The 21,985-nt window shown below is 66.3% G+C and carries 20 protein-coding genes; 9 read left to right on the forward strand and 11 right to left on the reverse strand.

Going from position 1 to position 21,985, the window contains the following annotated elements; all coding sequences use genetic code 11:
• Positions 1 to 13: 13 nt before the first annotated feature.
• The 5 genes from ACV959_RS15670 to ACV959_RS15690 all read left to right on the forward strand — a co-directional run bounded on the left by ACV959_RS15670 (position 14) and on the right by ACV959_RS15690 (position 6,162).
• Positions 14 to 709 carry a class I SAM-dependent methyltransferase gene (locus ACV959_RS15670; protein WP_475737490.1) on the forward strand — a complete coding sequence of 232 codons (696 nt, stop codon included), beginning with the start codon at positions 14 to 16 and terminating at the stop codon, positions 707 to 709.
• A gap of 153 nt (positions 710 to 862) precedes the next feature.
• On the forward strand, positions 863 to 2,806 hold the full coding sequence (locus tag ACV959_RS15675) for a PrkA family serine protein kinase (RefSeq protein WP_475737491.1): 1,944 nt from the start codon (positions 863 to 865) through the stop codon (positions 2,804 to 2,806).
• Positions 2,807 to 2,847: 41 nt separating this feature from the next.
• Entirely contained in the window at positions 2,848 to 4,137 is a 1,290-nt protein-coding gene (locus ACV959_RS15680; RefSeq protein WP_475737492.1) for a YeaH/YhbH family protein, read from the forward strand.
• On the forward strand, positions 4,134 to 5,651 hold the full coding sequence (locus tag ACV959_RS15685; protein ID WP_475737493.1) for a SpoVR family protein: 1,518 nt from the start codon (positions 4,134 to 4,136) through the stop codon (positions 5,649 to 5,651). The genes ACV959_RS15680 and ACV959_RS15685 overlap by 4 nt, the downstream gene beginning before the upstream one ends.
• Positions 5,652 to 5,679: 28 nt before the next feature.
• Complete coding sequence (locus ACV959_RS15690; protein ID WP_475737494.1) at positions 5,680 to 6,162, forward strand: MEKHLA domain-containing protein; 483 nt, start codon at positions 5,680 to 5,682, stop codon at positions 6,160 to 6,162.
• Positions 6,163 to 6,167: 5 nt separating this feature from the next.
• On the opposite strand, the gene ACV959_RS15695 is transcribed toward ACV959_RS15690, so the two are convergent.
• Positions 6,168 to 6,878, reverse strand: coding sequence for an NAD-dependent deacylase (locus ACV959_RS15695; protein ID WP_475737495.1), 711 nt, complete (start codon positions 6,876 to 6,878; stop codon positions 6,168 to 6,170).
• Between the two features lie 175 nt (positions 6,879 to 7,053).
• Here ACV959_RS15695 and smbP point away from each other — a divergent pair, with 175 nt between their 5' ends.
• Complete coding sequence (gene smbP, locus ACV959_RS15700) at positions 7,054 to 7,407, forward strand: small metal-binding protein SmbP (RefSeq protein ID WP_475737496.1); 354 nt, start codon at positions 7,054 to 7,056, stop codon at positions 7,405 to 7,407.
• 68 nt (positions 7,408 to 7,475) lie between these two features.
• Here the strand turns inward: smbP and ACV959_RS15705 are convergent, their stop codons facing one another.
• Positions 7,476 to 7,799: a hypothetical protein gene (locus ACV959_RS15705; protein WP_475737497.1), complete on the reverse strand. Its 324-nt coding sequence runs from the start codon at positions 7,797 to 7,799 to the stop codon at positions 7,476 to 7,478.
• Between the two features lie 145 nt (positions 7,800 to 7,944).
• Here ACV959_RS15705 and ubiE point away from each other — a divergent pair, with 145 nt between their 5' ends.
• Positions 7,945 to 8,715, forward strand: a complete 771-nt coding sequence (gene ubiE, locus ACV959_RS15710; RefSeq protein ID WP_475737498.1) for a bifunctional demethylmenaquinone methyltransferase/2-methoxy-6-polyprenyl-1,4-benzoquinol methylase UbiE — start codon at positions 7,945 to 7,947, stop codon at positions 8,713 to 8,715.
• A 111-nt stretch (positions 8,716 to 8,826) separates the two neighbouring features.
• The gene (ubiB, locus tag ACV959_RS15715; RefSeq protein WP_475737499.1) at positions 8,827 to 10,389 is read left to right on the forward strand and encodes a 2-polyprenylphenol 6-hydroxylase; all 1,563 of its coding nucleotides are present in this window, start codon (positions 8,827 to 8,829) and stop codon (positions 10,387 to 10,389) included.
• A gap of 6 nt (positions 10,390 to 10,395) precedes the next feature.
• Here ubiB and folE read toward each other — a convergent pair whose 3' ends face one another.
• A complete protein-coding gene (folE, locus tag ACV959_RS15720) occupies positions 10,396 to 10,968 on the reverse strand; it encodes a GTP cyclohydrolase I FolE (protein WP_475737500.1) in 573 nt (190 codons plus the stop codon).
• Positions 10,969 to 11,099: 131 nt separating this feature from the next.
• Positions 11,100 to 12,152, reverse strand: a complete 1,053-nt coding sequence (locus tag ACV959_RS15725; RefSeq protein ID WP_475737501.1) for a hypothetical protein — start codon at positions 12,150 to 12,152, stop codon at positions 11,100 to 11,102.
• A gap of 280 nt (positions 12,153 to 12,432) precedes the next feature.
• Here ACV959_RS15725 and ACV959_RS15730 point away from each other — a divergent pair, with 280 nt between their 5' ends.
• Positions 12,433 to 13,680 carry a cytochrome-c peroxidase gene (locus ACV959_RS15730; RefSeq protein WP_475737502.1) on the forward strand — a complete coding sequence of 416 codons (1,248 nt, stop codon included), beginning with the start codon at positions 12,433 to 12,435 and terminating at the stop codon, positions 13,678 to 13,680.
• A gap of 49 nt (positions 13,681 to 13,729) precedes the next feature.
• Here the strand turns inward: ACV959_RS15730 and murI are convergent, their stop codons facing one another.
• The 7 genes from murI to rimP form a co-directional block, all read right to left on the reverse strand.
• Entirely contained in the window at positions 13,730 to 14,530 is an 801-nt protein-coding gene (gene murI, locus ACV959_RS15735; RefSeq protein ID WP_475737503.1) for a glutamate racemase, read from the reverse strand.
• A gap of 67 nt (positions 14,531 to 14,597) precedes the next feature.
• A complete protein-coding gene (truB, locus tag ACV959_RS15740) occupies positions 14,598 to 15,500 on the reverse strand; it encodes a tRNA pseudouridine(55) synthase TruB (RefSeq protein WP_475737504.1) in 903 nt (300 codons plus the stop codon).
• Between the two features lie 6 nt (positions 15,501 to 15,506).
• Positions 15,507 to 15,929, reverse strand: coding sequence for a 30S ribosome-binding factor RbfA (gene rbfA / locus ACV959_RS15745; protein WP_475737505.1), 423 nt, complete (start codon positions 15,927 to 15,929; stop codon positions 15,507 to 15,509).
• Between the two features lie 166 nt (positions 15,930 to 16,095).
• A complete protein-coding gene (gene infB / locus ACV959_RS15750) occupies positions 16,096 to 18,723 on the reverse strand; it encodes a translation initiation factor IF-2 (RefSeq protein ID WP_475737506.1) in 2,628 nt (875 codons plus the stop codon).
• Positions 18,716 to 19,465 carry an RNA-binding protein gene (locus ACV959_RS15755; RefSeq protein WP_475737507.1) on the reverse strand — a complete coding sequence of 250 codons (750 nt, stop codon included), beginning with the start codon at positions 19,463 to 19,465 and terminating at the stop codon, positions 18,716 to 18,718. The genes infB and ACV959_RS15755 overlap by 8 nt, the downstream gene beginning before the upstream one ends.
• 5 nt (positions 19,466 to 19,470) lie before the next feature.
• Entirely contained in the window at positions 19,471 to 21,060 is a 1,590-nt protein-coding gene (gene nusA / locus ACV959_RS15760) for a transcription termination factor NusA (RefSeq protein ID WP_475737508.1), read from the reverse strand.
• A 3-nt stretch (positions 21,061 to 21,063) separates the two neighbouring features.
• Positions 21,064 to 21,822, reverse strand: coding sequence for a ribosome maturation factor RimP (gene rimP, locus ACV959_RS15765; protein ID WP_475737509.1), 759 nt, complete (start codon positions 21,820 to 21,822; stop codon positions 21,064 to 21,066).
• Between the last annotated feature and the right edge of the window lie 163 nt (positions 21,823 to 21,985).

Genomic DNA, 21,985 nt, shown 5'->3' on the forward strand with positions numbered 1-21,985 from the left:
GGAGCCTTTCTCGATGAACGAACCCGCCGCCGTCCGCTTTTTCCACGTTTGGGACACTTACGCCAAGGTCGTCGCCGCCAATTACATGTTCCATCGCGAGATCGGCGAGGCGGTGAAGGCGGCGTTGCGCGCGCGGTTCGGCGACCATCCCTTTTCCGTCCTCGACCTCGGCTGCGGCGACGCCGCGACCTTTGCGCCGATCCTCGAAGACTTCGCGCCGAAGAGCTACAGGGGCGCCGATCTTTCGGAGGCCGCACTCGCGCTCGCGGCGAAAAACCTCTCACGCCTCGCCTGCCCGGTGACGCTCACGCAGACCGACCTCATGCGCGAACTCGCCGCGGTCGAGCCGGTCGACGCGATCTACGTCAGCTTTGCGCTGCACCACCTCCCAACCGACCGAAAGGCGGAATTCTTCCGCCTTGCGGCGCAAAAACTTGCGCCGGGCGGCATGCTCCTGCTCGCCGACGTCGTGCGCGAAGAGGGCCAGAGCCTCGGCGCCTATCATACGGCCTATTGCGACTGGCTTCGCCGCTCTATGACCGCGCTCGAGCGGAGTGAGCAGGACGCGATCTGCGACCACCTCGTGAACAATGATCTGCCCGAGCCGGCGTCCGTGTTGCGCGCGCAGGCGGAAGCGGCGGGGTTGACGGCGCTGCCCGCAACGGCGCCGCAAACCTGGCATCGCCTGATGACCTTCGCCCGCGCCTGAGCGTTGGACCGACGGGCGGCCGCGCGGCGAATTTCGCGGCGCGTCCCTTTGTCCCGTTCCGCCCGATATTGAAATTGGTTCGCATCTTGCTCAGGTACCTCCTGTCAGAACGCGCAAAGGTCGATGCGGCGTTCATGAAGAGAGGCCAGCGCGATGGCGAATGCCGACGTTTTCGCTGAAATCGTAAACTTTTACCGGGAACGGCAGGCGGCTGAAATGTCGCTCGAAGCCTATCTCGACCTGTGCAAGGAAAACTCAAAGGCCTACGCCAGCGCCGCCGAGCGCATTCTCGACGCCATCGGCGAGCCGGAGCTCGTCGATACGTCGAAAGATCCACGCCTCGGCCGGATCTTCATGAACCGGACCATCCGCGTCTATCCGGCCTTCGCCGAATTCTACGGCATGGAAGAGACGATCGAGCGAATCGTCAGCTATTTTCGCCATGCGGCGCAGGGACTCGAGGAGCGCAAGCAGATTCTTTACCTGCTGGGGCCGGTCGGCGGCGGGAAATCCTCCCTGGCCGAGCGCCTGAAGGCGCTGATGGAGATCAATCCCATTTATGTTCTCAAGGCGGGCGACGAACTCAGCCCGGTCTTCGAGAGCCCGCTCTGCCTGTTCGACCCCGCCGAAGCCGGCCCGCTTCTCGAACAGCGCTACGGAATCCCGCGCCGCCGGCTCGGCGCCATAATGAGCCCCTGGGCGCTCAAGCGGCTCGACGAATTCAAGGGCGACATCACGCGCTTCACCGTCGCGAAGCTCTCGCCCTCGCGCCTTCGCCAGATCGCCATCGCCAAGACCGAGCCCGGCGACGAAAACAATCAGGACATTTCCTCGCTCGTCGGCAAGGTCGACATCCGTAAACTCGAGGCGCATGCGCAGGCCGACCCCGACGCCTATAATTATTCGGGCGGCCTGAACCGCGCGAATCAGGGGCTTCTCGAATTCGTCGAGATGTTCAAGGCGCCGATCAAGATGCTGCACCCGCTGCTCACGGCGACGCAGGAGGGCAATTACATCGGCACCGAAAATATCGGCGCGATCCCCTTCTCGGGCGTCGTCCTCGCGCATTCGAACGAGGCCGAATGGCAGAGCTTCAAGTCGAACCGCAACAATGAAGCTTTCATCGACCGGATTTATGTCATCAAGGTTCCCTATTGCCTGCGAGTGACGGAGGAACAGCGGATATACGAGAAGCTCCTGCGCGAGTCCGAATTGGCGGAAGCGAGCTGCGCGCCCAATACGCTCGAAATGCTGGCGCGTTTCATCGTCCTGACGCGCCTCGCGCCGCATGAGAATTCGACCCTCTTTTCGAAGATGCGCGTCTATGACGGCGAGAGCCTGCGCGAGGTCGATCCGCGCGCGCGCAGCGTGCTCGAATATCGCGAAGCCGCCGGCGTCGACGAGGGCATGACGGGACTTTCGACCCGCTTCGCATTCAAAGTGCTCGCCGCGACCTTCAATTACGACACGGTCGAGGTCGCCGCCGACCCCGTGCATCTGATGTATGTTCTGGAACAGGCGTTGCGCCGCGAGCAGCTTCCCGCCGAGACCGAGAAGCGCTACCTTGGCTTCATCAAGTCCGATCTCGCGCCGCGCTATGCGGAATTCATCGGCAAGGAGATCCAGAAAGCCTATCTCGAGTCCTATCAGGATTACGGACAAAATCTTTTCGACCGCTATATCGACTACGCCGACGCTTGGATCGAGGATCAGGACTACAAGGATCCGGATACGGGTCAGCTGCTCGATCGCGATCTGCTGAATCAGGAGCTGACCAAGATCGAGAAGCCCGCCGGCATCGCGAACCCGAAGGACTTCCGCAACGAGGTCGTGAAATTCGCGCTGCGTTGGCGCGCCGCCAACAAGGGGCGTAACCCGTCCTGGGCGAGCTACGAGAAAATTCGCGACGTGATCGAGAAGCGCATGTTCTCGCAAGTGGAGGATCTACTGCCGGTCATTAGTTTCGGAACGAAGAAGGACACCGAGACCGAGCACAAGCACTCGGAGTTCGTCGCCCGCATGGTCGCGCGCGGCTACACTGAACGGCAGGTGCGCCGGCTGGTCGAGTGGTACATGCGCGTGAAGCAGGCAGGCTGACGCGTCGAACGCATTCGCGCGAGAGGAGCGAACGAACTCACATGCGCATCGTCGATCGCCGGCTCAATCCCGGTGGCAAGAGCTTTCCGAACCGTCAGCGCTTCCTTCGCCGCGTCCGGGAGACGGTCGAGCGCGCCGTGCGCGAGGCGAGCCGCGAGCGGGCCATAGAAGAACTGGAGCAATCGCACGAGGTTTCCGTCCCGATCGGCGGCGCGAAGGAACCTCTGTTCCGCCACACGCCCGGCGATCGCCGCGACTACGTTCTTCCGGGAAACCGCACCTATGTGGAAGGCGATCTGATCGACCGTCCGCCGGGCGGCGCCGGAGGCGGCGGAACCGAGCCCGGACGCGGCGGCGGGCAGGAGGATGCATTCAAATTCGTGCTCACCCGCGAGGAGTTCCTGAGCATCTTCCTCGACGATCTCGAACTGCCGGACTTCATCAAACGCGGTCTCGTCGACACGCAGAAGCTCGGGTCGCGGCGCGCGGGATTCGCCAAGAGCGGCACGCCCGCCAATCTCGCGCTCGGCCGAACGATGCAGCTCTCTCTCGCGCGCAGGATCGCGATGCGCCGCCCGCCCCGGCGCGTGATGGAGCGTCTCGAAGCGGAGGCGGCAGACGCCGCGACTGCTGCGGATTCGGCGGTCTTCGCGGAAGAACTGAAAGACACGCGAGCGCGTCGCGCGCGCATCCCCTATCTCGATCCCGCCGATTTGCGATACCGGCGCTTTGAGCGCTTTCCCAAGCCGGTGGCGCAGGCGGTGATGTTCTGCCTGATGGACGTCTCCGGCTCGATGACGGAGCACATGAAGGACCTCGCCAAGCGTTTCTTCATGCTGCTGCACGTCTTCCTCACGCGCCGCTACCAGCGCGTCGAGATCGTCTTCATCCGCCACACGGACGAGGCGCGCGAAGTCGACGAGGAGACCTTCTTCCGCTCGACCGAAACTGGCGGCACGACTGTGTCTTCCGCGCTCGTGGAAATGGCCCGCATCATCGGCGAGCGCTATAATCCGGCGAGCTGGAACATCTACGGCGCGCAGGCGTCGGACGGCGACAATATGTTCAGCGACAACGAACGCGCGCGCGCGCTGCTGAAGGGAGAAATCCTCCCGCTCTGCCAGTATTTCGCCTATCTCGAAGTCGCGGATCCGAACGAATCCGCGGGTCTTGCGCGCTTCGGCGGAACCTCGCTGTGGAACGCTTACGCCGCGGTGGAGGGCGGGCCGAAATTCCAGATGCGGCGCGTATCGAGACGCGACCAGATTTTCCCGGTGTTCCGCGAACTGTTCCAGCGCCGGCGCGAGGGCTCCGTGGAGGCGCCGACATGACGGACGCGCTGCTCTATGAGGGAAAGGACTGGAGCTTCGAGACGCTTCAGCGCATTCACGACGCCATCGACGCTATCGCCCGGGACGACCTCGGCCTCGACATTTTTCCCAACCAGATAGAAGTCATCACCGCCGAGCAGATGCTCGACGCCTATTCCTCGACCGGCCTGCCGCTGCTCTACCGGCACTGGTCTTTCGGCAAACGCTTCGCGCAATATGAAAGCGTCTACCGGATGGGCCTGCAGAGTCTGGCCTATGAGATCGTCATCAATTCCGATCCCTGCATCAGCTATGTGATGGAGAAGAATTCGGCGACGATGCAGACGCTGGTGATCGCCCACGCCGCTTTCGGGCACAACCATTTTTTCAAGAACAATTACCAGTTCCGCCAATGGACCGATCCGTCCGGCATTCTCGATTATCTCGCCTATGCGAAGACCTATATCGCCGCCTGCGAGGAGCGCTATGGCGAGGCGGCGGTCGAGCGGTTGCTCGACGCCGCGCACGCCCTGGCGCCGCAGGGCGTCGATCGCTATCCGCGCAGAAGGCCGGCGAGCCTTCTGGAGGAGGAGCGGCGCGAGCGAGAGCGCATGGAGCAGCAGGAGAAACTTTACGACGATTTGTGGCGAACCGTTCCGCGCGCGCGCGGATCGGCGCGAAAGGCCGTCGACCGCCAGCGCGCCCTGCTGCGTCTGCCGCAGGAAAACATCCTCTATTTTCTCGAAAAGGCCGCGCCCAAACTGCTGCCCTGGCAGCGCGAGGCGTTGCGCATCGTTCGGCTCATCGGGCAATATTTCTACCCGCAGCAGCAAACGAAGGTCATGAACGAAGGCTGCGCGACCTATTGCCATTACCGCATCATGACCGCGCTGCATGAAAAGAGGCGGATCAGCGACGGCGACTTCCTTGAATTTCTGCAATCCCACACCAATGTCGTCCGGCAGCCGACGGCGCATGATCCGGACTATGGCGGGATCAACCCTTACGCTTTGGGCTTCGAGATGATGCGCGACATCGAACGCATCGTCAAAAATCCCACCGCGGAAGACCGCGCCTGGTTTCCCGATATCGCCGGGCAAGGGGACGAGATGGCCGCGCTGCGCGACATCTGGGCCAATTACCGCGACGACAGTTTCATCGCGCAATTCCTCAGTCCGCATCTGATGCGGAAATGGCGGCTCTTCCACGTCGTCGACGAAACGGACGCCCCGCAGCTCAAGGTCGCGTCGATCCATGACGAGCGCGGCTACCGGGATTTGCGGCGCAGTCTCGCCTCCGACTATGACATCGGCCGCGTCACGCCGGACATTCAGGTCGTCGACGTCGATCTCTCCGGCAGCCGCCGTCTCGTTCTCCGCCACCAGGTCTTTCGCGGGCGCCTGCTCGACCCCGAGGACGCCGCCCTCGTCTTGCGCCATCTCGCAACGCTCTGGGGTTACGAAGTCGCGCTCGAGGAGGTCGACGCGGCGACGAACGAAGTGCTAAAGGCGCATGAGGCGTCGCCTGAAACCTGAGCGCGCGCCAAACACGGTTCGTGGCGCAATGTCGACTTTCGGCGCAGAACTTCCATCCGACCTCCGGGCGCGCTGGATCGACCATTCGGCGTTGCTGCTCGACTCCTATCGCGATCGAACGGGCCGGGAATTGCTGACGAGAGACCCGGACAAGATGATCGACGCCGAACGCCTGCTCGCCGCTCCCTTCGTCGTCGTTTCGCACGGGCCCGAAGACGACCCGATTCTCAACTACGGCAATCGCGTCGCGATGGCCCTGTGGGAGATGAGCGCCGCGCAACTTGTCGCCACGCCCTCGCGCCTCACGGCGGAGCCGATGTTGCGCGAGGCGCGGGAACGCCTGCTCGAACAGGTCGCGCGCGACGGCTATGTGAGCGGCTACGAAGGCGTCCGCATCAGCGCGACGGGCCGGCGTTTCCGCATTTCTAACGTCACGATCTGGAACGTGACGGACGCGGCGGGACGTCCCGCCGGCCAGGCGGCGACCTTCGCGCGCTGGGCGTTTCTCTAAACCGGTCAGGCCGCGCTCAACACGTCCTCGACCCAGGCCGGCACGACGGCGCTCGCGGCGCCGTAGCGTCTGTCGTCGAAGGCCTGGGCGTTGTCGGAAGGCTCGAGATTGATCTCGCAGGTTCGCGCTCCGCGCCGGCGCGCCTCGGACACGAAGCCCGCCGCGGGATAGACCGAGCCGGACGTGCCGATGGCGACGAACAAATCCGCCGCCGAGAGCGCCTCGTAAATCTCGTCCATGAACAGCGGCGTCTCGCCGAACCAGACGACATGCGGCCGCAGCGCGCCGATCCTGCCGCAAGCGGGACATGGCTCGTCGAGGCCGAGATCGTCGCGCTGGCCGCGCAAAAATCCGCAGGCGTCGCAGCGCGCCTTGAGCAATTCTCCGTGCATGTGAAGGACGCGGGAGGCGCCGCCGCGCTCGTGCAGATCGTCGATGTTTTGCGTCACGAGCGCCAGCCCGGCGCCCCGCGCGGACAGCTCCTTTTGCAGCCGCGCCAGCGCGACATGCGCGGCGTTGGGCTGCGAGGAGAGGAGGTTGCGACGACGGAAATTATAGAACGCCTGCACGGCGGCGGGGTCGCGCGCGAAAGCTTCCGGCGTCGTGAGCTTCATCGGATCGAAGCGCGCCCACAGACCCGAGCCGGACTTGTCGCGAAACGTCCCGAGCCCGCTTTCAGCGGAAACGCCCGCGCCGGTGAGAACGAAAATCTTCATGATCGCGCCGCCTCCCGCGCCCTGCGCCCGCCGGATTGCGCCAGCTTAACAAGGCCCGCCGCGCGCGCAAGGAACGAAACAGGGCCGCGAGCGGCGCAGGGCGACAGTTGAGGCCGGCGCAAAAATGCGCAACATGGGAGCGGATTTGGGTTCGAACAACCGGGGAGGACGAAACATGGCGTCGCGTTTCTTGACAATTCTGGCCGTCGGCATTGGTCTCGTCCTCGGGGCGCTTTCCGGCCCGGCGCTGGCGGAACCCAATTATCTCGATCAGGCCATCGAGGAGACCAAGGAAGCCATCGCGGCCGGCAAGCAGTTGCAGGCGGGCTCTTTCGTCGAACACGCCGAAGACGCCATCGACTATGCGCGCAGCGCTGTGTGGCAGACGCCCGTGGAGCCGATCCGCAAGGGCATCAAATTTTTGCGCAAGGCGGTCAAGCTCGCCAAGGGCACGAGCTACGACAAGCGCATCGCCAAGGCGACCGAGCAGGCGGAATTCGCCCTGCAACAGTTCGAATCGGTGAAATAGTTGAGGAAAGGCCGCGGGAAGCGCCTTGCGGAGGGCGGCGAGCGCGGGGAACTCATGCTGTCCCGCGTTCAAAATGGCTCCACGACGTCGGCCATGTGCGGCGCGAGACGGACCCGGTAACGCGCATCCTCGCAAACAATCGTCCATACCGCCGCGCCCGGCCTGGACAGTTGCGGATCGCGCGTCGCGCTTTTCGGCGCGTCGCATTTGTAGCCCTGCAGGCGCACATGCGCGGCGATGATGTCCTGCGGCGTTTCCTGCGCCGGCGCTGGGGCGGCGAGTCCGAGGGCGAGGACAAGGGCGGCGCCCGCTGAAGCGCGCCCATCCCTCGCAGGAGGGCGGAAGCGCGAAAAGCGGCCGATGCGACGAAGGGACGTGGAGATTGCCGTCATGAGGGAAATGCGCCATGGGACTGGACCGGGGCGCCATAACGCGGCGCTGTCCCCGCCGCCAGCGTCCCGGCGGCGCGCGCCCATAGCCATCCCGCCATCGAGAGGTTATACCCTCCCCGTCTTTCCAACGTCAAACGAGCGTTAAATGACCGATTCCCGTTCCGACCGAGAGGGCTCGACCCATTTCGGCTATTCCGAGGTGCCGCTGTCCGAGAAGCAGCATCTCGTGGACGATGTTTTCCACAAGGTCGCCCGCCGCTACGACGTGATGAACGATCTGATGTCCGGCGGGCTCCACCGGCTGTGGAAAGACACGTTCGCCGCAAAGGTCAACGCGCGCAACCGCAAGGACTTCCGCCATCTCGACGTCGCGGGCGGCACGGGCGACGTCGCCTTCCGGATCGCGAAACAGTCCGCGCCCGACGCAAAGATCGTCATCCTCGACATCAACGGCGACATGCTGGAAGTGGGCCGAGACCGCGCCCGCGAGAAGGGCATCGACGAGAAGCTCGAATTCGTGCAGGCCAACGCCGAGTCCCTGCCCTTTCCGGACAATCACTTCGACGCCTATACGATCGCCTTCGGCATCCGCAACGTGCCGCGCATCCAGACGGCGCTGGAGGAGGCCTACCGCGTTCTGAAGCCCGGCGGGCGTTTCCTGTGCCTCGAATTCTCGCAGGTGAACGTGCCCGGCCTCGACAAGATCTACGAGGCCTATTCCTTCAACGTGATTCCGGTCGTCGGCAAGATCGTGGCCGGCGATGGCGCGCCCTATCGCTACCTCGTCGAATCGATCCGCAAATTCCCGGCCGCCGACGATTTCGAGCGCATGATCCGTAAGGCGGGATTCCGGCGCACCGGCTACGAGCGCCTCACGGGCGGCGTCGTCGCGATCCATTCGGGCTGGAAGCTCTAGAGCCTTTTCCGATCCGCCCGGATCGGGACTGCAGCTTTTTCTTTCGACGCGCGCTCTGGCGCCGAACCGGTTTCCACTTCGGCGGAAAGCGCTCTAACGACGGCGGGTTTCGTGCTTCTGCAAACCGGCAATTTTCTGCGACTGGCGCGCGCCGGCTATATTCTGGCGCGCGAGGGCGTCTTCACGACCCTCGATCCCAATCTTCTGCCCCCCGCCGCCGCGCCGCTGGTGCGGTTCGCCAATCTCTTCGCCCGGGGCAAGGGCGAGAACGCCGGCGCGGCGCTGGTGCGCGCGCTGTCGCAGATCGGCCCATCCTATGTGAAGCTCGGCCAGTTTCTCGCCACCCGCCCCGACGTGGTGGGCGGCGAAATCGCCGATGCGCTGACCGCGCTTCAGGATCGCATGGCGCCCTTCGGCCGCGCGAAAGCGATCGAAATCGTCGAAAAATCGCTAGGCAAGAAAATCGGCGAGATTTACACGAGCTTCGGAGAACCCGTCGCCGCCGCCTCCGTGGCGCAGGTGCATATGGCGACCGCGCTTTACGAGGGCCGGGAGCGCAAGGTCGCCGTGAAGGTGCTGCGCCCCGGCGTCGAGGGTCAGTTCGCGCGCGATCTGCGCGACATGTATCTCGTCGCGCGTGTCGCGGAGCGCTGGTCGTCGGAAGGCCGGCGTCTGCGCCTCGTCGAGGTCGTGGACACGCTCGCGCGCACGGTGAAGCTCGAGACCGACTTCCGCCTCGAGGCCGCCGCGGCTTCCGAATTCGCCGAGAACGTCGCGAAAGACCCCGACATTCGCGCGCCCCATGTCGACTGGGACCGGACGGCGCGCGAGGTCTTGACGCTGGAATGGATCGACGGCGCGCCGCTCTCCGACCTCGCGCGCGTCGCGGCGGAAGGGCATGACCTCAAGGCGCTCGGCGCTCATGTGCTGCAATCCTTCCTGCGCCACGCGATGCGCGACGGCTTCTTCCATGCCGACATGCATCAAGGCAATCTTTTCGTCGACAGGCAGGGACGGCTTGTCGCCATCGACTTCGGCATCATGGGGCGGCTGGGGAAGAACGAGCGCCGCTTCCTCGCCGAAATCCTCTACGGATTCATCACGCGCGACTACCGGCGCGTGGCGGAAGTGCATTTCGAGGCCGGTTATGTGCCGGCCACGCACTCGATCGAGGAGTTCAGTCAGGCGCTGCGCGCGATCGGCGAGCCGCTGCACACGATCAACGCTTCCGACATTTCCATGGCGCGTCTGCTGACGCTGCTCTTCGAGGTGACGGCGCTTTTCGACATGCGCACGCGCACCGAGCTGGTGCTCCTGCAAAAGACCATGGTGGTGGCGGAGGGCGTCGCGCGCACGCTCGATCCCAAGCTCGACATCTGGAAAACCTGCGATCCCGTCGTGCGCGGCTGGATCGAGGAAAATCTCGGGCCGAAGGCGAAGCTCGAGGATGCAGGCCGCAGCGTCGCGGAACTTGCGCGCCTCGCGACGCATCTGCCGAAGACGCTCGCCGACGCCGAACGCGCAATCGAGCGCATTTCGAAGATGGCGGATCAGGGCGTCGATCTCTCCCCGCAGGCGATCGACGCCATGGCCGACACGCGTCGGCGCTCGGACCATCGGCTGCTTCTCGGCCTGACGGTTCTCACCCTCTTCGCCGCGTGGCTGTTTGGTTGACGCCCGTCAGACGTTGCGCACCATCCCGAGAAATTCCTCGCGCGTGCGCGGATCGTCGCGGATCACGCCGAGCAGTCTGCTCGTCGTCAGCGTGGAGCCGAGCGTGTTGACGCCGCGCAGCGTCATGCAATTGTGCTCCGCCTCGATGACGACGCCGACGCCCTGCGGCTCCAGAATGTCCTGAATCGCCTCCGCGATTTCGGCCGTCAGCTTTTCCTGAATCTGGAGGCGCCGCGCGAAGCCGTGGACGACGCGCGCGAGCTTTGAAATGCCGACGACGCGATTGTTGGGCAGATAGCCGACATGGGCGCGGCCGGTGACGGGAAGCATGTGGTGCTCGCAGAAGCTCACGACGCGAATGTTCTTGAGCACCACCAGCTCGTCATAGCCGCCGACTTCCTCGAAAGTGCGCTTGAGATAGTCGCGCGGATCGACGTCATAGCCGGAGAACAGCTCGCGATAGGACCGCGCCACGCGCGAGGGCGTGTCGATCAAGCCTTCGCGATTCGGATCGTCTCCCGCCCATTCGATGAGAACGCGCACGGCCGCTTCTGCGTCGGCCTGGGTAGGTTTGCCCATAATCGTCTCTCCCGCCGGGTCGCTCCCCGCTCCCGGGTGTAACCAGAGTGGCGGGGCTTTTTCTCGAAAAGAAAACGCCCCGCCGCAAACAGCTTGCGACGGGGCGGCCCAATTTGCAAACGGCGGGGCCGTCAGGGAATGACGCTGCGTCCGATGTTGGTCAGCGTCGATCCAACCGAATTGACCGTGCGCTTGACGAATCCGAAGGCGCCGTCGCTTTGCGGCGGAGGCGGCGGGGCGGAAACGGGCGCGGGCGACGGTTCGGCGGCCGCCTCGGCGGCGGGCGCGGGACTGGCGGCGGGCGACGGGCCATGCGCGGGTTTCGCGGGACGCGGCTTGGCGGCGCTCTGCGCCGGCTTCTGCTTGGCCTTGGCGGCCTTGGCTGGAGCGGCCGGCCTGGGCTCCGGTTTCGCCGGCTCGACGGCGGGCGATTCGGCGGACGGCGGCGGCGGCGCCATGAAATGGCTCGCAGGCGGTTGAAGGGCGGCCGTCGCCGGCGCTGCGGGCTTGGCCGCAGGCGTCATGTTCCGGGCGGCCGGAAGCGGCGCAGGGGCCGGCGTGGCGGCGACCGGGGCGGCGGGCGACGGCGTCACTGCGGCGACGGGCGGCGGCGCGGACGCAGCGGCCGGCGCGTCGGCGGCCGCAGAGGATTCCTCGGCCGGAGGCGGCGCGTCGACCTTCTCGGCGGGCGGCGCGGCGGCGTCGACTGGCGCGGCCTCTCCCGGAGGCTCTTCCGCGGCGGCCGCGTCGGTCGCGGGCGCGGCGGCGTCCGGTTCAGGCTCCGCCGAGACGTCCGCGATGGCGGGCCCCTCCCCAGGCCCCTGCCAGGTCGAAAGCGTATAGGCCAGACCTGCGAGGCCGGCGACGACGATCGCGACCGACGCGTAAATCAGTTTGCGGCGCCCGTCCCGCGCGGGCGGGTCCGGCAGGCGGAGCGAGTCGTCCGCGGACGGAGCGGCGAAGGTTGCGCGGCCCAAATCGGCCCCCTGAAAACCGGCGAGCGGCGGCGCGGCGGTTTCGGCGACGCGCGGGATCGGCGCGGCGGGCTCCTCAGGCGCGACGCTCACTTCAGGCGCGAGGCTGACTTCCGGCGCCGCGGAGGGCGCGCCGGCGTCTCGCTGCAGGAGTTCCTTGAACTCCGCGAAAGCGGCCATCAGTTCCTTGTCGTCGCCTTTCTGGCTCATGCTCGCTCGCTGACCTGACGTCGGCCGTCGCGGCGAGCGACGGGCGACTGATGCGCAAAGCCGCGTCGCCGGCGAAAAACCGGCTTGGCCCGGGGCGGAGGGAAGCAGCAAATTGTGGCGGTTCTTCGCCTATGTCGCGGTCGCGGCCCACGCCTCGCCTGCGTCAATGCGCGCCCGCCTCCCTGGAACGAATGTAAAGAAGCCAAATTGACGCGCGCGGCCGGCGCTCCCTAATTTCAGGAAGCAGCGCGCGGCGCTGACTTTCTGGAAGCCGGCGGCGATGCCCGACAAGACGACTTCACTGCGCGGGGCGTTGCGCCTCGCGGCAAGCTCCCTCCTCTTTCTCGCCGCCGTCGAGGCGATGGCGCACGACGCGCCGCGAACGGAAACCGGCGACGCGGCGCTCACGCCGGTCGAACGTCTGGGCAAGCGGATTTTCGAAGACAGGTCCCTGTCGCGCCCCGCGGGCGTTTCCTGCGCCTCCTGCCACGACGCGGCGACCGCCTTTCAGGGCGCGAACGGCTCGCCCGTCCCCGCGGTCGCGCGCGGCTCCAAGCCGGATTCGCTCGGCAAGCGTAACACGCCGACGATCATGTACGCCTCCTTCGCGCCGCCCTTCGGCTTCATCGACGACAGGGACGAGGAAACCGGCAAGGTCGAGAAAATCCCCGCCGGCGGCCAGTTTCTCGACGGGCGGGCCAGCGATCTTCTCGCGCAATTCGAGGGACCGCTGCTCGATCCGCTCGAAATGAACGCGCCCTCCAAGCGCTTCGCGGTGGAGGCGATCCGCGACGGCGCCTACGCCGCGCTCGCGAAGGAAGTTTACGGCGACAAGATTTTCGACGATCCAGACGCGGCCTTCGTGAAGCTTGCGCAGGCGGTCGTCGCCTATGAATCGAGCGCGCGGTTCCATCCCTTCGCGTCGAAATTCGACGACTATCTTCGCGGCATGGCGCAACTGACCGCGCTCGAACAGAAAGGTTTCGCGCTCTTCAAGGATCCGAAAAAGGGCAATTGCATCGCCTGCCACGCCGGCAAGGAAGGGTCGCGCGATCCGCAGGACTGGCTCTTCACGGACTTCACCTACGACGCCTTGGGCGCGCCGAAGAACCCCGCCATCGTCGCGACCGCGCAGACGCCGGATCTCGGTCTGTGCAAACGCCCTGGCCTCGACAGGATCGCGCCGGCCGGTTTCGACATTCAAAGCGTTTGCGGCGCCTTCAAGGTGCCGACGCTGCGCAACGTCGCCGTGACCGGGCCCTACCTCCACAATGGCGTCTTCGCGAAGCTGCGCGACGTGGTCGCCTTTTACGCCACGCGGGACACGGATCCCTCGCGCTGGTATCCGAAGGATCAAGCCGGCAAGGCGCAGAAATTCGACGACCTGCCGGCCGGCGACCGCAAGAACGTCAATACGGACGAAGTCCCCTACGATCGAAAGGAAGGCCAGAAACCGCGCCTTTCTGAAAAGGACATAGACGCGCTTGTCGCCTTTCTCGAAACGCTGACGGACCGGCCCGGCCGGTGAGGAGCCCGCGGGTTTGCCGCGCCGGCGCATGGGAAGAGGATCGCCCGCGTCAGCCGGAGACCAGCCCGTAACGCGCGAGAGTCGCGCGCAGTTGCGCGTCGGGCTTTGCGCCGCTGGTGAAGACCGCGCGCGCCTCTCCCTTGCCCTTGAACGCCTCCTCGCTCCCACGTTCACGCAGCAGATGATCCGCGCGCCGGGCAATGGCCGGCGCCGGGTCGATCCAGTCGACCGGCCAGGGCGCGAGGCGACGAAAATCCTCGACGAGCAGCGGATAATGCGTGCAGGCGAGCACGACGGCGTCGGTGCGGGCGCCGTTTTCCTCCCGGAAGCATGGGGCGATTTCGGCGGCGATGTCCTCGTCGCAGACGCCTCTTCCATGCATCTGCGCTTCCGCGAGCTTCGCCAGGCTCGCGGAGCCGACGAGCGTCACGCGGCAATGCGCGGCGAATTGCGCGATGAGGTTTTGCGTATAATCGCGCGCGACCGTTCCCGGCGTGCCGAGGACGGAGATGAGATGCGAGCGCGAACGCTCCGCCGCGGGCTTGATCGCCGGCACCGTGCCGACAAAGGGAATCTGCGGCCAATGCACGCGCAGATAGGGAAGCACGATGGTCGAGGCCGTATTGCAGGCGATGACGATCAAGTCCGGCGCATGTTCGGCGATGAGCTTCTCCATCACCTGCATGACGCGGTCGACGAGATCGGGCTCTTTCCAGTTGCCGTAGGGAAAGCCCGCGTCGTCGGCGCAATAGACGTAGCACGCGCCCGGCCGCGCCTTGATGAGCTCGGAAAATACGGTGAGACCGCCGAGGCCGGAGTCGAAAACGAGGATTTTGGGCGGTCGGTTCATGGCGAGGAAGCGGCTGCGGGCGCGAATCGCTGGCGCCCCGCCATGATAGAAGACGATTTCAAAAGAGTCAGAACGGCAGATTGAACACGCGGGAGGGCTCCAGCGCGCCTTCGACCACCTCGCCGAAAGCGACCGGCACGCCGCCGCAGGCCGCATAAACGACGCCGCCGTGGGGCGCGTCGCGGCCGCGCAGGATTACCGAACCGCCGCGCCGGAGCCGCGCCGCCGTGTCGCGGTCGACGACGACGCAGGGGAGCTCCGTGAGGCCCGCCTCCACGGAGAGCAGCGCGTCGCCCGCCATGTTCTGATTCTCGATCTCGTCGAGCGTGTAGGAATCTTCCTCGATAAAGGGCCCGACCCGCGTGCGGCGAAGGGCCGTGACATGGCCGTAGCAGCCCATGAGGCGACCAAGGTCGCGGGCGATGGCGCGCACATAGGCGCCCTTGCCACACTCCATGTAGAAGACCGTTTCGTCCGGCGAAGAGGCCTCGATCGTCAGCGAATGGATCGTGACGGCGCGCGCCTTCAGCTCCACCTCCTCGCCCTCGCGCGCAAGATCATAGGCGCGCTGGCCGCTGATCTTGATCGCGGAAAATTGCGGCGGCGTCTGCAAAATGTCGCCGATGAACTGCGGCATGAGGCGCTCGATTTCAGCGCGCTCGGGACGCTTCTCGCTCGTGCAGGTGATCTCGCCGTCCGAGTCGTCGGTGTTGCTCTCCGCGCCCCATTTTACCGTGAAGCGATAGGCCTTCTCGCCGTCCTGCACGAAAGGCACGGTCTTCGTCGCCTCGCCGAAGGCGACCGGGAGAATGCCGGACGCCAGCGGATCGAGCGTGCCGGCATGACCGGCCTTCTGGGCGTTGTAGATGCGCTTGAGGCGCGAGACCGCCTGGGTGGAGGTGAGCCCCACCGGCTTGTCGAGCACCACCCAGCCGTCGACGACGGCGCGATTGGATCTTCTCTGGCTCATATTGTCTCAGGCGTTGTCTTCGGCGTCGTCGTCCGACGCTTCGAGATCGCGCTTCACGCGCTCGGAGTTGAGGATCGCGTCGATGCGCGAGACCGCGTCGAAACTGTCGTCGATGCGGAAACGGATTTCCGGGGCGAATTTCAGATTCACCTCATGCGCGATCTCCCCGCGCAGGAACTTCTTGTGACGATCGAGCGCGGCGATGACTCCCGGCTCGTCCTTGCCGCCAAGCGGCATGACATAGACGGTCGCGAGCTTTAGATCGGGACTCATCTTCACGCGCGAGACGGTGACGACGCGCTTTTCCAGCAAGGGGTCGCTGACGTCGCCGCGCGACAGCATCTGCGCCATCGCGTGACGCACGAGCTCGGCGACGCGCAACATGCGCTGCGACGGCGCGGAGCCGGCGGAATGATGGGATCGGGACATACTTCCTCGGAACAAAACGACGTCAGGCCCCTCCCCAACCCTCCCCGCTTCGCGGGAGAGGGAGTAGAGCGAGGCCTTCACGACGGCTTGTGCAAACCTGGATCGTTAGCGTCCCCTCTCCCGCGACAGCGGGGGAGAGGGACAGAGCGGGGGCTAACGCCCGCCTTTACAGCGTCCGCTTGATCTCCTCGACACGGTAGCACTCAATGACGTCGCCGGCGCGCATGTCCTGATAGTTCTCAAAAGCCATGCCGCATTCCTGGCCGGCGGTGACCTCCTTGACCTCGTCCTTGAATCGCTTGAGCGTCGAGAGCTTGCCCTCGTGAACGACGACGTTGTCGCGGATGAGGCGGACATTGGCGCCGCGCTCGACATTGCCGTCGGTGACGCGGCAGCCCGCGACCTTGCCGACCTTGGAGATGTCGAAAACTTCGAGGATCTGCGCATTGCCCAGCATGGTCTCGCGCAACGTCGGCGCGAGCAGGCCGGACATGGCGGCCTTCACGTCATCCACGAGATTGTAGATGATGTTGTAGTAGCGGATCTCGACGCCCGAGCGCTCGGCTGCGTCGCGCGCTTCCTTGTGGGCGCGCACGTTGAACCCGATGACCGCGGCGCCGGAGGCTTCCGCCAGGGCGATATCGGACTCGGAGATGCCGCCGACGCCCGCGTGCACGATGCGCGCCGCGACTTCGTCCGTCCCGAGCTTTTCGAGCGCGGCGGCGATGGCCTCGACCGAGCCCTGGACGTCTCCCTTGATGACGAGCGGGAACTCCTTGCGGCCGGCCGTCTTGAGCTGGCTCATCATGTCGGAGAGCGAGCCGCGCGCCGAGCCGCCGCGGGCGGCGAGCTTGTCGCGTTTCAGGCGTTCGCGATATTCGGTGATCTCGCGGGCGCGCGCTTCCGACTCGACCACTGCGACGCGGTCGCCGGCTTCGGGCGTGCCGTTGAAGCCGAGGATCTCGACCGGGAAGGACGGACCGGCTTCCTGACGCGTGGCGCCCTTGTCGTCGAGCAGCGCACGGACGCGGCCCCATTGCGTGCCCGCAACGATGATGTCGCCGACGCGGAGCGTGCCGCGCTGGACGAGCACGGTGGCGACCGGGCCGCGGCCCTTGTCGAGGCGCGCCTCGATGACGGTGCCTTCGGCGGCGCGGTCGGCGTTCGCCTTCAGGTCGAGCACTTCGGCCTGCAGCGAGATCGCGTCGAGCAGCTTGTCGAGGTTGGTCTTCTGCTTGGCCGAGACTTCGACTTCGAGCGTCTCGCCGCCCATGCTTTCGACCTGCACCTCGTGCTGGAGCAGCTCCGTGCGCACGCGCTCGGGCTTGGCGTCGGGCTTGTCGATCTTGTTGATCGCGACGATCAACGGCACGCCGGCGGCGCGCGCGTGATTGATGGCCTCGACCGTCTGCGGCATGACGCCGTCATCGGCCGCGACGACGAGCACGACGATGTCGGTCACCTTGGCGCCGCGGGCGCGCATGGCGGTGAAGGCCGCGTGGCCGGGCGTGTCGATGAAAGTGATCGGCTGGCCGCCGGGCGACGTCACCTGATAGGCGCCGATATGCTGCGTGATGCCGCCCGCCTCGCCAGCGACCACATTCGCTTGGCGGATCGCGTCGAGCAGCGAGGTCTTGCCATGGTCGACATGGCCCATGATGGTGACGACCGGGGGACGCGGCTGAAGGTCGCCCTCGACGTCCGGCGTGTCGAACAAGCCCTCCTCGACGTCCGACTCGGCGACGCGCTTGACCGTGTGGCCCATCTCCTCCGCGACGAGCTGGGCGGTGTCGGCGTCGATGACGTCGTTGATCTTGTGCATCTCCCCCTGCTTCATCAGCAGGCGGATCACGTCGACCGCGCGTTCCGACATGCGGTTGGCGAGCTCCTGAATCGTGATCGTTTCAGGCAGCACGACCTCGCGCGAAATTTTCTCTTTTTGCTCCACCTGGCCGCGGAAGAGGCGCTGCTGGCGGCGCTTGAAGGAGGCGACGGAGCGCGTGCGCTCCTCGTCCGTCCCCGCCGTTGCGGTGGCGACTGTCAGACGCACGCGCTCCTTCATGCCGCCGCCGCGCGACGGCGCCGGACGCGGCGGCGCGGGCGGCGTGAAGCCGCCAATGGTGCGAACGGGCGGACGCCTGACAGGCTCGGCCTGGACCGGCGCGCGGCCGGCCGGGGCCGGGGCGGACGACCGGGGGGCCGGCGCCGCAGGGCGCGGCGGCGCGGCGGGAGACGGGGCGGCGGCGGAGACGGGCTCCTGCGGCAGGCGGCGGCGCGCCTCTTCCTCGGCCCTGCGCTTCGACTCGGCCTCGCGCGCGAGGCGCTCCTCCTCCTCGCGCTTGCGCGCTTCGGCGGCGGCGCGTTCGGCGCGTTCGCGCTCCTCACGCTCGGCGCGCGCCTTCGCCTCCGCCTCGGCGCGACGGCGGTCGTCTTCCTCGCGGGCGCGGGCGTCGACCAGAGCGCGGGCGCGGGCCTCGCGCTCCTCCTCCGTCAGCGACCGCAGCACCATGCCAGAGCCGGAACGCGGCGCGGGCGCCGGGCGCTCCGGGCGGGGCGGCGCGGCGGAAGGCGCAGGCGCCGCCGGCGCGGCGGGGGCGGCCGCAGCGGCCTTTGGAGCCGCCTCGGCATGACCCGGGGCGCGACGCTTCACCTTCTCGACCACGACCACTTTCGAGCGGCCATGGGAGAAGCTCTGGCGCACCATGCCCTGCTCCCCGGCCGGCCGCTGCTTAAGATGCAACGTCTTCGACGGCGCGACAGTCAGGGTTTTGTCGCTGTTCTCGCTCTCACTCATCCAGCTTCCGATCCTCGGCCGCTTCCGACCCAATAACATCCAAAGTCTCGCCCGGACGCCCGCCAGCGTCCGGCAGTTCATCCCGCATCGTCTGCGCCGCGAGGGGCGCGCCGTCCAGCGTCACGCCCCGATAGGCCGCCAGCCGGCGGCATCTCGAAAGAAAACTCGCGCCCGGCCCGCCGGGGGCGAGCGCAGCATGTATCACATTTGTGCGCCCTAAAGCCAAATCCAATTGGCTCGACGTAAATAAGCCGATGATCGGCGGAACGCTATCGTTTTCCCGCGCGCGCGCATTTTCGGCGCGTCGGGCGCTTTGACGCAGCTTGCGTTTCCCGTCCGCGCCGCCGTCGCGCGCCTCGACGAGGATCGCGGCGGCCCCTTTCGCCAGCAGATCCGCAACCTTGTTGAACCCCGCCGTCGCCGCGCCCGCCTTGTTGGCGAGCGCCAGCATTTGCAGGCAATCCGCCTCGAGCAGACGGTCGACGTCTTCCGCGAGCTGCGGCGGCGTTTCGACCTGCTCCTTGAGGCTTCTGGCGAAGAGACGTTTTTTCGCCGCCTCGGCGACGAGCGTCGCGCGCGCGCCGACCCAGACGCCGCGGCCCGGCAGGCGCGCGCGAATGTCCGGCGCAATGACCCCGTCGGGTCCGCGCACGAAACGGATCATCGCCTCCGGCGGCTCGCGCCGCCGCGTGACGATGCAGGTCCGCTCGGATTCGCCCTCTATCTTCGCCACGGCCGCCACTGCCCTTATTCGCCCTCCGCCCCGGCCGCCTCGGCGGCCTCCTCCGCGGGGCGCTCGATCCAACCGGCGCGCACGCGCGCGGCCATGATCATCGCTTCCGCCTCCTCGCGGGAAAGGTCGACGCCATCGAGGAAGCCCTCATGCTTCGTCGTCTCGCCGTCCTTCTTCTCCGTCCAGCCGACGAGATCGTCGGGCACGCAGCCTGCGAAATCTTCGATCGTCTTCACGTCATTCTCGCCGAGCTTGACCATCATCGCGGTGGTCATGCCGTCGATCTCGCGCAGCTCGTCGGAGACGCCGAGCTCCTTGCGCCGCGCTTCGTTCTCGGCCTCCACCCGCTCGAGATAATTGCGTGCGCGGGTCTGGATTTCGTTCGCGGTCTCCTCGTCGAAGCCCTCGATCGAGGCGAGTTCGGGGAGATCGACATAGGCGAGCTCCTCGACGGAGCGGAAACCTTCGGAGGCGAGCAGGCGGCCCACGACCTCGTCGACATCGATCGCCGACATGAAGATGCGGGTGCGCTCTTCGAATTCCCTCTGGCGGCGCTCGCTCTCCTCGGCCTCGGTGAGGATGTCGATGTCCCAGCCCGTGAGTTGAGAGGCGAGGCGCACGTTCTGGCCGCGGCGGCCGATGGCGAGCGACAGCTGATCGTCCGGCACCACGACTTCGATGCGCGAGGAGTCTTCGTCCAGCACCACCTTCACGACTTCCGCCGGCTGCAGCGCGTTGACGATGAAAGTCGCGGCGTCCGCCGACCAGGGAATGATGTCGATGCGCTCGCCCTGCAATTCCTGCACGACGGCCTGAACGCGCGAGCCGCGCATGCCGACGCAGGCGCCGACCGGATCGATCGACGAGTCGCGCGACACGACGGCGATCTTGGCGCGCGAGCCCGGATCGCGGGCGACCGACTTCACCTCGATCACGCCGTCGTAGATTTCCGGCACTTCCTGCTTGAAGAGCTTCGCCATGAATTGCGGATGGGTGCGCGACAGGAAGATTTGCGGCCCGCGCTGCTCGCGGCGCACGTCGTAGACATAGGCGCGCACGCGGTCGCCGGGGCGGAACATTTCGCGCGGGATCATCTCGTCGCGGCGGATGACGCCCTCGCCGCGGCCAAGATCGATAATGACGTTGCCATATTCGACGCGCTTGACGACGCCGTTCACGATCTCGCCGATGCGGTCCTTGTATTCCTCGTACTGGCGGTCGCGCTCGGCCTCGCGCACCTTCTGCACGATGATCTGCTTGGCGGACTGCGCGGCGATACGGCCGAAGTCGAAGGGCGGCAGCGTCTCGGAAATCCAGTCGCCGGGTTGCGCCGCCGGATTGCGTTTACGAGCATCCTCGATCGAAATCTGCGTGGCGTCATTCTCCACCTTGTCGACGACGAGCAGAAGTCTCGAAAAGCGCACCTCGCCGGTGCGCGGATTGATCTCGGCGCGCACTTCGGTCTCCTGCCCATAGCGCGAGCGGGCCGCCTTTTGCAGCGCATCCTCCATCGAGGCGATGACGATCGAACGGTCGATCGACTTTTCGCGCGCGACGGCGTCGGCGATCTGCAAAATTTCGAGTCGGTTGGCGCTGACGGCCATGGGTCAGTCTCCCTTGGAGCGGGCGGCGCGGGGCTTCACGGGCCCCGGGCCCTTCTTGAACTGGGTCTGCACGCCGGCCGGAACCAGCGGCCTGTCCTTGTTTTTCTGCGGGCCGCGGAAACGCCCCGGTCCGCGGCGCGGACGCTCTTCCTCTTGCGCTTCTTCTTCTCCGGCGGTCTGCTGGAGCTTGCCGGCGCGCAGCGACTCGCGGATGAGCGCTTCGGTGAGCATCAGCTTGCCCTCGTCCAGCTCTGCGAGCGGCAGCGCAACGAGCTTTTCCTCGTCGGCGCGCGCGTCGTTGCGTTCGATTGTGACGGTCGCGGCGCGGCCCGCGCCGTCGACGCCCATGATGATCCCGCGAAAACGCTTGCGGCCCGACTCCAGCGGATGCGTCAGTTCGACGCGCGCCTCGTGGCCAACGGCGCGGGCGAAATCGGAGACGCGCACCAGCGGCCGGTCTACGCCGGGCGAGGAGATCTCGAGCCGGTATTCGCCGGATATGAGGTCGGCCACGTCGAGTTCGGGCGAGAGCGCCTGGCTCGCCGCCTCGCAATCGTCGATGGTCATGATCCCGTCCGGCCGCTCGGCCATGATCTGCAGGATCTGGCCATTCTGCTGCATCAGCCTGACGCGCACGAGCCGGAAGCCGAGCTGCGCGAGCACGGGCTCGGCGAGATGCGCCACGCGCGCGGCGACGCCCGTCTCGGAGACGAGACGGGGCTCGTCGAGGGCGGCGTCGATGGGGGCGGCGTTTTCAGTCAAGCTTGCGTCCTGCCTTTCGGGGTCGCCAAGCAAAAAAGAGCGGGTCCCCCGCGGGGCCCCACTCTCAACGGCGACCATTTGCGTGATCGTTTATGAGATGGAATTTTTTTCTTATACACGAAAGGCGCGCAGAAGGGCAAGGGAAAGCAGCGAAAGCGGGGGG

The sequence above is a fragment of the Methylocystis sp. Se48 genome (genome assembly GCF_056269425.1).

Coding starts and splice junctions, on each gene's coding strand:
- ACV959_RS15670 (WP_475737490.1), top strand. CDS start 14: ATGAACGAACCCGCCGCCGTCCGCTTTTTCCACGTTTGGGACACTTAC.
- ACV959_RS15675 (WP_475737491.1), top strand. CDS start 863: ATGGCGAATGCCGACGTTTTCGCTGAAATCGTAAACTTTTACCGGGAA.
- ACV959_RS15680 (WP_475737492.1), top strand. CDS start 2,848: ATGCGCATCGTCGATCGCCGGCTCAATCCCGGTGGCAAGAGCTTTCCG.
- ACV959_RS15685 (WP_475737493.1), top strand. CDS start 4,134: ATGACGGACGCGCTGCTCTATGAGGGAAAGGACTGGAGCTTCGAGACG.
- ACV959_RS15690 (WP_475737494.1), top strand. CDS start 5,680: ATGTCGACTTTCGGCGCAGAACTTCCATCCGACCTCCGGGCGCGCTGG.
- ACV959_RS15695 (WP_475737495.1), bottom strand. CDS start 6,878: ATGAAGATTTTCGTTCTCACCGGCGCGGGCGTTTCCGCTGAAAGCGGG.
- smbP (WP_475737496.1), top strand. CDS start 7,054: ATGGCGTCGCGTTTCTTGACAATTCTGGCCGTCGGCATTGGTCTCGTC.
- ACV959_RS15705 (WP_475737497.1), bottom strand. CDS start 7,799: ATGACGGCAATCTCCACGTCCCTTCGTCGCATCGGCCGCTTTTCGCGC.
- ubiE (WP_475737498.1), top strand. CDS start 7,945: ATGACCGATTCCCGTTCCGACCGAGAGGGCTCGACCCATTTCGGCTAT.
- folE (WP_475737500.1), bottom strand. CDS start 10,968: ATGGGCAAACCTACCCAGGCCGACGCAGAAGCGGCCGTGCGCGTTCTC.
- ACV959_RS15725 (WP_475737501.1), bottom strand. CDS start 12,152: ATGAGCCAGAAAGGCGACGACAAGGAACTGATGGCCGCTTTCGCGGAG.
- ACV959_RS15730 (WP_475737502.1), top strand. CDS start 12,433: ATGCCCGACAAGACGACTTCACTGCGCGGGGCGTTGCGCCTCGCGGCA.
- murI (WP_475737503.1), bottom strand. CDS start 14,530: ATGAACCGACCGCCCAAAATCCTCGTTTTCGACTCCGGCCTCGGCGGT.
- truB (WP_475737504.1), bottom strand. CDS start 15,500: ATGAGCCAGAGAAGATCCAATCGCGCCGTCGTCGACGGCTGGGTGGTG.
- rbfA (WP_475737505.1), bottom strand. CDS start 15,929: ATGTCCCGATCCCATCATTCCGCCGGCTCCGCGCCGTCGCAGCGCATG.
- infB (WP_475737506.1), bottom strand. CDS start 18,723: ATGAGTGAGAGCGAGAACAGCGACAAAACCCTGACTGTCGCGCCGTCG.
- nusA (WP_475737508.1), bottom strand. CDS start 21,060: ATGGCCGTCAGCGCCAACCGACTCGAAATTTTGCAGATCGCCGACGCC.